Source organism: Micromonospora sp. NPDC049089, from assembly GCF_040648775.1.
In the GTDB taxonomy this organism is placed as follows: Bacteria; Actinomycetota; Actinomycetes; order Mycobacteriales; family Micromonosporaceae; genus Micromonospora.
In genome coordinates this window covers 42,615-54,541 of the sequence record NZ_JBEZEH010000015.1, presented here as the reverse complement: position 1 = coordinate 54,541, position 11,927 = coordinate 42,615, and the positions used below count along the sequence as shown (strand labels likewise).

The following is an 11,927-nucleotide window of genomic DNA, read 5'->3' as shown; positions in this document are numbered from 1 at the left end:
TGATCGACGCTGACGGTATGCCGGATTCACACCGTCTCGATGGGTTTGGGCGGCAGGATGGGCGATGGTGGCCGCGCTCAGAGCGCGTCGAACCTTGGGGTGTGAGGGGCGGATGTCCGGACGAGGCGGCAGGGCCACGCTGATCGCGGTGGCGGTCGTGCTGGCCTGGTTGGTGATCGGCGGCGTGTCCGGCCCGTACGCGGGACGCCTCAGCGAGGTCGCCACCAACGACAACGCCGCCTTCCTGCCCACCGACGCCGAGGCGACCCGAGCCCAGGACCTCGCCAGCGAGTTCGTCGACAGGCAGACCATCCCGGCTCTGGTCGTCTACGAGCGGCCCACCGGGATCACCGACGCGGACCGGCAACGGGTGAGCGCCGACGCCGCCCGGTTCGCCCAGATCCCCGGAGTGGTCACCCCACTGCCCCCGCCCATCCCGAGCGACGACGGCCAGGCACTTCAGGTCGTCGTACCGGTGGACGACGCCGAGGGCGAGGAGATCGGCACCGTCGTCGAGCAACTGCGCGACATCACCGGCGGTGACCGGGACGGCCTCACCGTGGACGTCTCCGGCCCGGCCGGTCTGCTCGCCGACCTGATCGAGGTCTTCTCCGCCATCGACGGACCACTGCTGCTGGTCACCCTGGTCGTGGTGCTTGTCATCCTGCTGGTCGTCTACCGCAGCCCGGTCCTGTGGATCTTCCCGCTGCTCGCCGCCGGGATGTCGTACGCCCTCGCCTCGGTCTTCGTCTACCTGCTCGCCGACGCGGACGTGGTCAAACTCAACGGGCAGGCCCAGGGCATCCTCACAGTGCTGGTCTTCGGTGCCGGCACCGACTACGCGCTGCTGCTGATCGCCCGCTACCGGGAGGAACTGCACCGGCACGAGCGCCCATGGGACGCCATGAAGGCCGCCTGGAAGGGCGCCGCTCCGGCCATCATCGCGTCCGGCGGCACCGTCATCGTCAGCCTGCTCTGCCTGCTGCTGTCCAGCCTCAACTCCAACCGGGCGCTCGGACCGGTCGCCGCCATCGGCATCGCCGCCACCCTGCTGGTGATGCTCACCTTCCTACCCGCGCTGCTGGTGCTCGGCGGACGGTGGGCGTTCTGGCCCCGACGACCCCGAGCCGACCAGGCCGACCCTCGGGCCGAACACGGCATCTGGAGCCGCGTCGCCGGCTTCGTCGCCCGGCACGCCCGCCCGATCTGGCTGAGCACCGCCGTCGTGCTGGCCCTGCTGACCCTCGGCCTCACCCAGCTCGGCGCCACCACCCTCGGCCAGTCCGACCTGTTCACCCAGCGCACCGACTCCGTCGACGGTCAGGAGGTGATCTCCCGGCACTACCCGGCCGGCACCGGCAGCCCGGCCACCATCTTCACCACCGAGCAGACCGCCCGACAGGTCGCCCAGGTGGCGAAGGACGTGCCCGGGGTCGCCGACGTCCGCCCCCTCACCGCCGGCCCGCAGACCGGCCCACCCCAGGAGAACGCCGCCCCGAAGGTCGTCGACGGGCGGGTGCAACTGGAGGCGACCCTGGCCGACCCACCAGACAGCGACGGCGCCGAGCGGACCATCCGCGAGCTGCGGGTGGCCGTACACCAGGTGCCCGGCGCGGACGCGGTCGTCGGCGGCTTCACCGCGATCAACGTGGACACCTCGGACGCCGCGAAGCGCGACCAGAACGTCATCATCCCGGTGGTGCTGGTGGTCATCGCTGTCATCCTGGCCCTGCTGCTGCGCGCGCTGCTCGCCCCGCTGCTGCTGATCGCCACGGTGCTGCTCAGCTTCGCGGCGACCCTCGGCCTCTGCGCGCTGCTGTTCCGCGACGTCTTCGACTTCCCCGGCGTGGACTCGTCGTTCCCGCTGTTCGCGTTCGTCTTCCTGGTCGCGCTCGGCATCGACTACAACATCTTCCTGATGAGCCGCGTCCGCGAAGAGTCGGTCAAGCGCGGCACCCGCGCCGGAGTGCTCGCCGGCCTCGCCGTCACCGGCGGGGTGATCACCTCCGCCGGCATCGTGCTCGCCGCGACGTTCTCCGCCCTCGCCGTCCTGCCACTCGTGGTGCTCGTCGAGTTGGGTACGGCGGTCGCGATCGGGGTACTGATCGACACCATCATCGTCCGGTCGCTGCTGGTGCCCGCACTCGCGTACGACATCGGGCCGAAGATCTGGTGGCCGGGCCGGTTGTCCCGGGCGAACGGTGAGCGGGAGGCGCGCGGTGCTGGCTGAAACCGATGTGGTCATCGTCGGCGGCGGCCTGGCCGGCCTCGCCGCCGCCCGCCGGCTGCACCGCGCCGGCGTGCCCTGGCGGCTGGTGGAGGCCGAGGGTCGGCTCGGCGGCCGGGTCGCCACCGACGTCGTCGACGGTCACCTCATCGACCGGGGCTTCCAGGTGCTCAACACCGCCTACCCCCGGCTCGGCACACTGCTCGACACCGACCAGCTCAACCTCGGCTACTTCACCTCCGGTGTGCTGGTCCGCAAGGGCGAGAAGCTGCTGCGGCTGGTCAACCCGCTGCGCGAGCCGACCGGTGGGCCCGGCACCGCGCTCGCCGGGGTCGGCTCCCTGCTCGACCGGCTGCGCTTCGCCGCCCTCGCCACCGGCTGCGCCACCCTCCCCGCGTCCCGGCTGCTCGACGCGCCGGAAACCAGCACCGAGACCGCGCTGCGCCGCGCCGGCCTCTCCGACGCCATCATCGAGGAGCTGCTGCGGCCGTTCCTGTCCGGTGTGTTCATCGACCGGGAACTCTCCACCTCCAGCCACGTGCTGGCGATGGTGCTGCGTTCCTTCGCCCGCGGCCGGATCGGCCTGCCCGCCGAAGGAATGGCCGCGCTGCCCCGGGCCATCGCCGCGCCACTGCCCGCCGACCTGCTCGACCTGAACACCCCGGTCGCGGAGGTCACCCCGGGCCGGGTCCGCACCCAGGCCGGCGAGATCCACTGCCGGGCCGTCGTGGTCGCCGTCGACCCGCCCGCCGCGGCCGCGCTGCTGCCGGCCCTGGCGACGGTACGCATGCACAGCTACACCACCTACTACCACAGCGCACCTGAGCCGCCGCTCACCGAGCCCATCCTGCTCGTCGACGGCGACCGACGCGAACTCGTCGCCAACACCGTGGTGCTCAGCAACGCCGCCACGACGTACGCGCCCACCGGGCGGCACCTCATCGCCACCTCGGTGGTCGGCCCGACGGCCCCACCCGAGCCGACCATCCGGGCCGAGTTGACCCGGTTGTACGGCCGTTCCACCGCCGACTGGACCCACCTCACCACCATGGCCATTCCCGAAGCGCTACCCGCCGCGCCACCGCCGCAGGGACGGCTACGCAAGCCGGTGGCAATGGGGGAGGGCCTTTTCGTGGCCGGTGACCACCGGGACAGCCCATCGATCCAAGGTGCTCTCACCAGCGGCTGGCGCGCCGCCGGTGCCGTCCTGGACGAGCTGCGCGCCGGCTGACGGTCGTACCCGAGCACGCTGTTATATTCCTGTTGCCCATCGTGCTGGCGCAGGCGTGGGCACCGGCCGGCTTCATGCTGGCTGCTGATCGCCGAGCGGGATAAGATCCGGCGCGGTGTTTCGGGGCGGTAGCTCAGCCGGTTAGAGCAGGGGACTCATAATCCCTCGGTCGCGGGTTCGAGCCCCGCCCGCCCCACCAGCCGTTTTGCTGGTCAGCCATGCTGCCTATGACCCGGACGGAACGCGTCGAGGTCCGGGCCGAGGCCCTCAGTCCGCGCTGAATCCGCAGCAGCACGGCCCGCCGCCCGGTCGGTTCAGCCGTCGTGGGGATCCGGTAGGAGTTGATTGGCGAGTGATCGTGCTGTGGCGGTGAGTGTCGCCGTGTCCATGCCGGTCCGGCTCATGAACAGCAGGCCTTGTTGCGCGGCCAGGAGTGCGCGCGCCAGTGCGATCGGATCCGCCTCCGCGGGTAGGTCGCCCTCGCGTTGGGCGCGGGCCACGCAGTCGCCGATCAGCGCGGTGGACGTCTCGTACGTGCGGTGGGCGTGATCGAGGACTTCGGGGTCGGCGTTGCCGAGTTCCAAGGTGCTGTTGGCCATCAGGCAGCCACGCCGTTCGCCGGCGCCGGTCGGGTCGCCGATCGGTGGCTCAAGGATCGTGCGTAGTGCGACCACGGCCCGCGGAGCTTCGGTGAGGGCTTTGCGCAGGTGGTAGTGGTTGTCGTCGGTGTAGCTGCGCAGCGCCCGGAGGAAAAGCCGGCGCTTGTCGCCGAACGCTGCGTACAGGCTGCCTTTGCCCAGCCCGCTGACCCGCATCAGGTCCTCCAGCGAGGTCGCGGCGTAACCGGCGTTCCAGAACTGATCACGGACGGCGTGGAGTACCTGCTTCTCGTCGAACCCTCGCGGACGTGCCATGCGATCCAGGATACGGATCCTTGACCGTCCGGTCCACAATCCTTATGGTGGACCGGTCAGTCAATAACTCGTCGTACGCGGGAAGTGGGCAGCAGTGGGAAAGCTGGACAACAAGGTGGCTATCGTGACCGGCGGATCGCGGGGGATCGGCACCGCGATCGCGCTGGCGCTGGCCGACGAGGGAGCCGACGTCGCAATCAGCTACGTGGCCGCGGAGGATCGGGCCAAGGCCGTGGTCTCCGACCTGGAGGCAAAGGGAGTGCGCGCGGCAGCGTTCCGGGCCGACCAGACGGACGTGACGCAGGCGACCGGCCTGATCCACCAGGTGGTCGAGCAGTTCGGAAAGCTCGACATCTTGGTCAACAACGTGGGAATCGGTGGTGGTGGCCGCATCGACGAGGTCGATCCCGATGAGGCCGCCATCGAGCGCCAGCTCACCGCCAACTACAGGAGCCCGGCGGCCGCGATCCGGGAGGCGTTGCCGCTGCTGCCAGATGACGGGCGGATCATCAGCATCAGCTCGGGTGTGGGAATGCGGGCCGGGTTCCCCGGGATGGCGTACTACACGGCGACGAAGTCGGCCATCGAGGGCTTCAGTCGGGGCGTGGCCCGCGATCTGGCGGGCCGGGGTGTCACGGTCAACGTCATCCAGTCCGGATTCGTCGACACCGACGCCAACCCGGCTGACGGCCCGGCCGCAGCCATGTTCCTTCCGACGACGTCGATGGGGCGCTACGGCAGGGGGGAGGAGATCGCCGCGGGCGTCGTCTTCCTGGCCAGCCCGGAGGCCTCCTACGTCACCGGCGCAGTACTCCGGATCGACGGCGGATACGGCGCCTAGTTCGAACTCCAACCTGTGGCCGGGTGATATCGACCCCCGGCCGATCACGACGACGGCCCTCGGTCGAGGCAGGTCGTGTAGGAGCTTTGCTGCACCCGTCCGATGCTGGCGGGCGACGGGACCACCGGCACCTGCGCAGGCGCCGGTGGTCTCGGACCGGCACCGAACAGAGGTTGCCGTTGAAGCCGACACCTGGGAGGCCGGCATCAACGTCCCGGGCAACCAGATGTCCGCAGACGACAAGCGGCGGGCGGTGTGTCAGGACCAGCGGAACATCCGCACTGGCAGGAGTACGAGAACGACTGTCGCAGCGACGGCCAGCAGAATGCGCACCGTGCGAAGACCTCGCCACCATGGAATGACCCAGAGCAGCAACCACATGACGCCTGAGATGAGCACATGTAAGCCGGCCACCCCGAGGATGGTCTCCTCGCACATGTTGTCTGCTATGGCCTCCTTGCACAGCGCCGGTGGACCGTTGCGGTCCCCGAGGCTTCCCAACACCCCGGCGAGGCAGGCCAACACTGGAGCGGCTATCAGGGTGAACAGCGGCGTCACCAACCACCCGGCCAGATCACGATGCCGGTCCACTAGCCGTCCCACTGGCAGAACGCTACAGCCGGACATCGGCACTTTTCAAGCTGACGATTCGGGCCCCGCGCCAACGGCAGGACGGCCGTCGGAGGTGGCACAACGTCGGCGTCTTCCTCACCGAGGTGGACCGTGATTTTGCTTGTGGGCGCCGCCATCCCGGCGTCGATGATGTTTGCGAATGGTCCATCCGTTGCCACCGGGTTGATAGGCGTACTTCTTCTCACCGAGGATGGTGCGTCAGGGCTGCTTCAGATCGTTGGTGCGGCAGTCATCGTCGGCCTGTTGCTGGTACCCGCGTCGTCCCGCCGGTGGTTTCACGACTTGCCGGCGGAGGGGTAGCGCCGGCCAGACGTTTGGTCCCTGAGCGGTGTCGTAGCCGCCTGTTACGGTGCCCCTCAGTTGGCCGGTCAGAGCAACCCACATGGGACAGCGCGGCTACGGGGGGCGGGCACTGGTAGGTCCCCGGAGTGATCCCGGGACTGAATATGGGACACCGCGACCCGCCCCCGCCACGCATACCACGAGCCCGGAGTAGAAGACCCTACGTGATGTGACCGACTTCGATGGGACGCAGATCCGGCCCGACCGGCGAGCGGTGACGTGAGGAGGGGCAGGACATGGTTCACGGCACCCGCGACGAGCTGCTCGACCGCTTGGCTGAGGCGGTTGGCGCCGTCACGGTCGCCCACCCGACGCGGGTTGCGATCGACGGGCCGCCGGCCGCAGGCAAGACCACCCTCGCCGACGAGTTGGCCGTCGTCCTGCGCGCACAGGGCCGCGAGGTCATCCGCGCCACGATCGACGACTTCCTCTTCTCTCGGGCGCAGCGCTATCCGCGCGGCGAGTACTCAGCCGTTGGCTGCTACCACGACACCCACGACTATCAGGCGCTGAAGCGGGTTCTACTCGACCCGCTGGGGCCGGGCGGAGATCGACGCTTCCAACCCGCGGTCTACGACGGCGCGACGGATGCCGTGCTGTCCCCGCCGGTCGTGTCTGCCCCGGCCTACGCCGTGCTCGTCTTCGACGGCGTCTTCCTGCTGCGCCCGGAACTGGTCGACCGGTGGGAGCTGCGCGTCTTCGTGTCGACGGCACTGGAGAAGACCGTGGACCGTGCCGTGGTCCGGGAGCGCCGGGTGTCGACCCGGGCCGACGTCGAACGGCGCTGGCGGGAGCGTTACATCCCCTCCCAGCAGCTCTACCTCGCTACGGCCCGGCCGACCCAGCAGGCCGACATCGTCGTGCACAACGACGAGCCTCAGCGGCCGGTCTGGGAGACGCGGACGCGCTGACCGCACTCATCCTGACTTTGGGCAGGCCGGTCGAGCGCACGGTAGGCAGCCCTGTCACCCATGGTCGGGGTGTGGGGTTTCGACGTACTGACCATACGGTTCGACGGATCCGTCCCAACCGTTCCAACCCTGTTGGGTGACCTGCCCGTCCGCGTAGGTGTAGGACCAGCGGGCCCCGTCCTCGCCTTCGATGTGGACAGTTCCGGAGCGAACGAACGGCGCGATCGCGACGTAGAAGGCAATGGCCTGGTACGACCACTTGGGGTCACCCTCGCCGTCATGATCGAATTCGATCCAGTCGCCGTCGCGGACGATCGAGGCTCTGGCCTCGCACGCTATGTCGACAAGCGTGTCATCCGACGGAGACTCATCGGGTTTGTACCAACCAGCCTGTTCGGCCATGGCGGCCTTGGCGGCGGCGACCGCGGCGGCGTCGTCCGACTCTGGTAGGTGCAGACGGCCTGACGGCCACACCGTATATCCCACGATGGGCATCCTACGACTGTCGATGTTCTTCACGTCGAGGCCGTTGTCCGGCGGGTGGAAGACGGCGAGCTGACAGGGTAGGCATTCGGTCTCCCCGAGCGCTGGTGCGTCGGCGCTACCGTGAGTGCGTCAACCCCACCGAGGAGCGCCGCATGACCGCCGCACCGCGCAGGGCCGTACGTCGGGGTCTCATCGTCCTTCTCGTTCTGCTGGCGGTCTCCGGCTGGACCTATGTCGCCATCGGTGACCGGTGGAAGAGCAACGTCGCCTTCTTCACCCTCGACGAGGGCGACAACTATCGGCTCCGGGTCACCGGTTCGTTCGATGTCCGTTGCGCCAAACTTGAGCGGGAGACGTTCTCCGACCCGTACGTCAACTGGCGGGAGGCGGGCAAGGACTGCGCCTGGCCCCGGGTGGCTGACGGCGACGGCTGGCTGGCCGGTGGGCGGGTCGAGCAGGTCCATTCGGAACGTCTGGGCCGGCGCCTGCCGGAGGCGATCCTCTACGGCATCGTGCCGGCCGCCGCCACGTCGATCCAGATCACCCTTGGCGACGGGACGCCACGCGAGGCGGCCACGATCGCATCGGGTCACGACACCTACCGGGTCTACGCCGTGTACGTACCCGATGCGGGCGACCGGGTCGAGGTCGTGTCGCTGCGGCTGCACGACGCGCAAGGCGGTGATCTGCTTGTCTACTAGCCGTTTCCGTACCGTGGTGGCCGCCGTGGTGGTGTTCGGTGGTCTTGCCGTGGTCGGCGGCCTCAACTGGGAGGGCTGGGACGGGCGGCGGCCGAGCGTCACCGATCCCCGGTTACTCACCGAAGGCACGACCGGCGGCGTGCACTGGTCGGTGGTCCAGGTTCGGGAAAGCACCTGGGGCGAGTGTCTCTACCTGCGTCAGGACGGCGCGACAGTGGAACGCACCTGCACCGAGTCCGGAGTTCTGCAGAACTACGAAGTCAGCGTCCGTACGCTCCGCGGCGCCGCCGCCCCGATCATCTTCGGCATGCTCCCCGCCGCTGCCGCCCGAGCCGAGGTGGCCGCGGACGGCGGAGATGTCCAGGCCCGCTTCCGCAACGCCGACCTGGTGCCTCTCGAGGTCCACGGCTCCGACGGGTCCAGGCGCTTCGTGATGCAGGCCGCACCAACCGGCCCGGACTGGGCTGGCAAGAACTCGGTGTCGGTCGCCGTTCAGGACGCGGCGGGTCGGCCGCTCACCCCCCGCAACCTTCGGCCCCGCTAGTCGCCGGGGTGACAGGGCAGCTGGTTCGTGGCTACTAGCCACCGTGACTCTGCTCGCGGGTGCGCTTGATGCTGCCGACCTCGCCTCTGATCGGCAGCCAGTAGAAGGGGATGAACGCGATGACCACCACGAGGCCCACGACCGGATGAATAGCGCCCAGCGCGGTCCCGACGACGATCCAGAACGGTGCGGGGCGGAAGCGTCTGCTGATCGCCCGTGCGGTGTCGTCGTCGGTGGTGGAGGTCAGCAGGCGACGGCCGTGCCTGGCGTACTCCCAGATCACGTTGAAGAGGATGGCGGCCACCACGTAGGTGGCCCCGTAGAAGATTCCACGGTGGTCGTCCAAACGCCTTCCTGGCCGCGGGTTCCCGCCGACGCGGGAACCAAACCATCCGTGCAGGCCTGCCTGCGACGATCGAGTAGCGAAGGCGTCCGATACGACTGATTTATGGGATCTGCCACTTCTGGTAACTGATGCCCATGGGCAGGTTCGGTCACGCGTGCTTCCTCCGCGAGTCGAAGGAAGCAGCCCTGGGAAGGTGTTGACATCGAATAACCGAGCGATGACGGTGGGTAAGTCATCGGCCTTCGGGAGACTTCAATGGGTGATGCTGCAAACCTTCAACCCGAGGACCTGCTGCGCTCGACGGAGCGTGTGACCGACCTGAACGTGGTTCCAACCCCGGGGCACTCCGAAGACATGTTCTCCGAGCCGCATGAGTTCGTACGCCTGCGTCAGCATCCGGGTCCGGTGCCAGTAGTCACCATGGCTGGTCACCGGGCTTGGTTGTTCGTCCGGCACGCCGATGTGAAAGCGATCTGTGCCGACCGGCGCATTGGCAGGTCCCATGCCAACCCTGAGGGGGCACCTCGTCTCTGGTCTGCCGCGCTGATGCACGCGCGTCCGGGCCCAGCTAATGAGATGGTGGACCATGAGCGATGGCGGGCGGTGTTCGGTCCGACGTTCAGCGCACGAAGTATCGAGCTGAGAGAGCGTCAGGTACGCGCCAGGTTGGATGAGCTGTTGGACGATGTCGTCAAGAGGGGCACCACTGCGGATCTCTCCAGCGAGCTGGCTCGGCCCTTCGCCCTGGCCGTCATCTCCGACGTTATCGGGCTTCCCCTGGCGGACCGGCCTCTCTTCGCGGCGTGGTCGGACGAGATGAGACACCTTCGCCGCCGGGAGGCCGCAATGGCTACGAGTGCCGTCGTCTCCGAACGTCTGGATCAACTCCTTGATCATAAGCGTCAGCATTCCTGTGATGATCTCCTCTCTCAAGTTGGGACACTGGCGGCGCAAGGTGCGCCTCTGACACGGCTGCAACTGATCGACGGCCTGAAGTCGATCTTCCTGGCCGGGTTCGACACCGTCGCGTCACGCATGGAGTACGGAATTCTGTATCTCTTCGCTTCATCAGCTGGCGCAGCGTCTGCCGTCCCGGAAGCCAGCAAGATGCCACTGATGGTGGAAGAACTGATCCGGACTGTGGTGCCAGGAGGAAGTTGGATTCCGCGATACGCGTTGGCGGACGTTGAGTACGGTGCGACCCGCATTCGCCGTGGTGACCTGGTGGTTCTGGCGCTGCAGGGGGCAAACCGGGACCCGGCGGTGTTTGACGAGGCCGATACGTTCCGACCCGATCGCTCGCCCAACCCGCATCTCGGTTTCGGGTACGGCAAGTTCTACTGCCTGGGGGCAAGCCTCGCCCGATTGCAGTTGAGGATCTTCTTTCCGACCCTGTTCGCGCGACTGCCAGGCATGGCGTTGTCTCCCGACTGCGATCCGGAAGTCGACATCGACAGCGCGACGGGGGGTTTGTCGAGGCTTATGGTGACCTGGTCCGGTTCGCGTTACCCACAGCAGTGAGTGAAGACGCTCGTTGTTTCTTCACGTAGCAACAGGCAGCGTTGCCGGCCGGACGGCTCGTTCTGCCATCCCGATGATCGCCTCTGCCACCCGTACTTCCGATCCGGGGTGGAAGCGGAGATAAAGTCCCGGCTCAATCAGCTCCAACTCAGTGATGACCACGCCCGACTCCGGGCTGGTGACCATGTCGACTCGCGTGTAGAGCAAGCGTTGGTCGAAGGGAATGGCGTCGATCGCGCGTTGCGCCACCGCCAATTCGGTGTCACCCGGCTGCCAGGGAGCCGCTCCAGGGTGGCCATCGCGGCGATCGTCGAAACGAAGGCCGGGGGTGAGGACTGCGTTCTTCCGAATCGCATGAAGGAACTTCCCGTCGATGTAAACCAGCGCACGCTCGCCCACGGCGTCGATCTCATGGATGTATGGCTGCACCATCGCGGTGGTTCGTTCGGCGTGGAGCCGAAGCACGTGGGCCTCGGCTGCAACGCGATCGCGTGGCTGGTATCGCGCCGCGTGTCGTGCCCCCGCACCTACGCTCGGCTTCACCACGAACTCGAAGTCTTGTGGCAGGGTGATCGTCTCTCCTGGCCGGAGGTACTCGGTGGGGACGACTGGCACGGAGCTCCGGGCAAGGTGCCTGAGGTAAGTCTTGTCGGCGTTCCAGCGAATGACGGCCGGGTCGTTCACGACGGTCGTCAACGCAGAGCAGCTGTCAAGCCATCGGAGGAATTCGAATGATCGCCACGAATAATCCCACGGCGAACGGATCACTACAAGATCGAAGCTGCCCCAAGGGACGGTCTGGTCGTCCCAGGCAGTCACTACCACGTCCGCCCCGGCCCCGAGTAGGGCTCCAACCAGCTGAGGCATGTCATGATCAGCATTCACTTCGGGCCGTGGCTGAGCTGAGACCAGCGCGATGCGAGGCTTCCGAACCATGATTCTTCTCCCTGAGATGCGAACAACATGATGGTCATCGGAGATAGCTGGAGAGAGTTAGGCGGGGCCGCCGGGATGCCGACAGGTAGGGCATCTCGGCGGCCGTTGGCCTATACTGCGGTCACAGCCCGCAATCCAGGCAGGATGGCGGGAAGTCCCACCAGGAACACGGTGAGGAAAACCGCTCCTGCTGCTGATCCGAACAGCAGCAGGACGCACAGGCGGGCGGTTCCGGGCCAGCTCCTCATAGCTGCCCGAACCGTCCGTACTGCTTCATGCGCTGCGCGCTCCATC

12 protein-coding genes and 1 tRNA gene are annotated in these 11,927 nt (G+C 67.7%); 8 read left to right on the top strand and 5 right to left on the bottom strand.

Annotated elements, in window-relative coordinates:
* The first annotated feature begins 112 nt into the window (after nt 1-112).
* From AB0B48_RS05150 to AB0B48_RS05140, 3 genes are all read left to right on the top strand, one after another.
* Complete coding sequence (locus tag AB0B48_RS05150; protein WP_357196126.1) at nt 113-2,230, top strand: MMPL family transporter; 2,118 nt, start codon at nt 113-115, stop codon at nt 2,228-2,230.
* Complete coding sequence (locus tag AB0B48_RS05145; RefSeq protein ID WP_357196123.1) at nt 2,220-3,458, top strand: FAD-dependent oxidoreductase; 1,239 nt, start codon at nt 2,220-2,222, stop codon at nt 3,456-3,458. The genes AB0B48_RS05150 and AB0B48_RS05145 overlap by 11 nt, the downstream gene beginning before the upstream one ends.
* A 122-nt stretch (nt 3,459-3,580) precedes the next feature.
* Nucleotides 3,581-3,657: transfer RNA gene (locus AB0B48_RS05140), tRNA-Ile, on the top strand.
* 115 nt (nt 3,658-3,772) lie between these two features.
* On the opposite strand, the gene AB0B48_RS05135 is transcribed toward AB0B48_RS05140, so the two are convergent.
* On the bottom strand, nt 3,773-4,372 hold the full coding sequence (locus AB0B48_RS05135; RefSeq protein ID WP_357196120.1) for a TetR/AcrR family transcriptional regulator: 600 nt from the start codon (nt 4,370-4,372) through the stop codon (nt 3,773-3,775).
* A 124-nt stretch (nt 4,373-4,496) separates the two neighbouring features.
* Between AB0B48_RS05135 and AB0B48_RS05130 the strand changes: the two genes are divergently transcribed.
* Nucleotides 4,497-5,213 (top strand): SDR family oxidoreductase, encoded by a 717-nt coding sequence (locus AB0B48_RS05130; protein ID WP_357196117.1) that lies wholly within the window; start codon nt 4,497-4,499, stop codon nt 5,211-5,213.
* Between the two features lie 258 nt (nt 5,214-5,471).
* Here the strand turns inward: AB0B48_RS05130 and AB0B48_RS05125 are convergent, their stop codons facing one another.
* Nucleotides 5,472-5,816, bottom strand: a complete 345-nt coding sequence (locus tag AB0B48_RS05125; RefSeq protein ID WP_357196114.1) for a hypothetical protein — start codon at nt 5,814-5,816, stop codon at nt 5,472-5,474.
* A 608-nt stretch (nt 5,817-6,424) separates the two neighbouring features.
* Between AB0B48_RS05125 and AB0B48_RS05120 the strand changes: the two genes are divergently transcribed.
* Nucleotides 6,425-7,099, top strand: coding sequence for a cytidylate kinase family protein (locus AB0B48_RS05120; protein ID WP_357196111.1), 675 nt, complete (start codon nt 6,425-6,427; stop codon nt 7,097-7,099).
* A 54-nt stretch (nt 7,100-7,153) separates the two neighbouring features.
* Here the strand turns inward: AB0B48_RS05120 and AB0B48_RS05115 are convergent, their stop codons facing one another.
* Nucleotides 7,154-7,594, bottom strand: a complete 441-nt coding sequence (locus AB0B48_RS05115; protein WP_357196108.1) for a hypothetical protein — start codon at nt 7,592-7,594, stop codon at nt 7,154-7,156.
* 143 nt (nt 7,595-7,737) lie between these two features.
* Here AB0B48_RS05115 and AB0B48_RS05110 point away from each other — a divergent pair, with 143 nt between their 5' ends.
* A complete protein-coding gene (locus tag AB0B48_RS05110; RefSeq protein WP_357196105.1) occupies nt 7,738-8,286 on the top strand; it encodes a hypothetical protein in 549 nt (182 codons plus the stop codon).
* Nucleotides 8,276-8,830, top strand: a complete 555-nt coding sequence (locus tag AB0B48_RS05105; protein WP_357196102.1) for a hypothetical protein — start codon at nt 8,276-8,278, stop codon at nt 8,828-8,830. Before AB0B48_RS05110 ends, AB0B48_RS05105 begins: the two co-directional genes overlap by 11 nt.
* Nucleotides 8,831-8,864: 34 nt before the next feature.
* Here the strand turns inward: AB0B48_RS05105 and AB0B48_RS05100 are convergent, their stop codons facing one another.
* Nucleotides 8,865-9,176 (bottom strand): hypothetical protein, encoded by a 312-nt coding sequence (locus AB0B48_RS05100; RefSeq protein ID WP_357196099.1) that lies wholly within the window; start codon nt 9,174-9,176, stop codon nt 8,865-8,867.
* Between the two features lie 255 nt (nt 9,177-9,431).
* On the opposite strand from AB0B48_RS05100, the gene AB0B48_RS05095 reads away from it, so the two are divergent.
* Nucleotides 9,432-10,697: a cytochrome P450 gene (locus tag AB0B48_RS05095; RefSeq protein WP_357196096.1), complete on the top strand. Its 1,266-nt coding sequence runs from the start codon at nt 9,432-9,434 to the stop codon at nt 10,695-10,697.
* Nucleotides 10,698-10,718: 21 nt separating this feature from the next.
* Here the strand turns inward: AB0B48_RS05095 and AB0B48_RS05090 are convergent, their stop codons facing one another.
* Nucleotides 10,719-11,516 carry a hypothetical protein gene (locus AB0B48_RS05090; RefSeq protein WP_357196093.1) on the bottom strand — a complete coding sequence of 266 codons (798 nt, stop codon included), beginning with the start codon at nt 11,514-11,516 and terminating at the stop codon, nt 10,719-10,721.
* Nucleotides 11,517-11,927 lie beyond the last annotated feature (411 nt).

Coding starts and splice junctions, on each gene's coding strand:
- AB0B48_RS05150 (WP_357196126.1), top strand. CDS start 113: ATGTCCGGACGAGGCGGCAGGGCCACGCTGATCGCGGTGGCGGTCGTG.
- AB0B48_RS05135 (WP_357196120.1), bottom strand. CDS start 4,372: ATGGCACGTCCGCGAGGGTTCGACGAGAAGCAGGTACTCCACGCCGTC.
- AB0B48_RS05120 (WP_357196111.1), top strand. CDS start 6,425: ATGGTTCACGGCACCCGCGACGAGCTGCTCGACCGCTTGGCTGAGGCG.
- AB0B48_RS05115 (WP_357196108.1), bottom strand. CDS start 7,594: ATGCCCATCGTGGGATATACGGTGTGGCCGTCAGGCCGTCTGCACCTA.
- AB0B48_RS05110 (WP_357196105.1), top strand. CDS start 7,738: ATGACCGCCGCACCGCGCAGGGCCGTACGTCGGGGTCTCATCGTCCTT.
- AB0B48_RS05095 (WP_357196096.1), top strand. CDS start 9,432: ATGGGTGATGCTGCAAACCTTCAACCCGAGGACCTGCTGCGCTCGACG.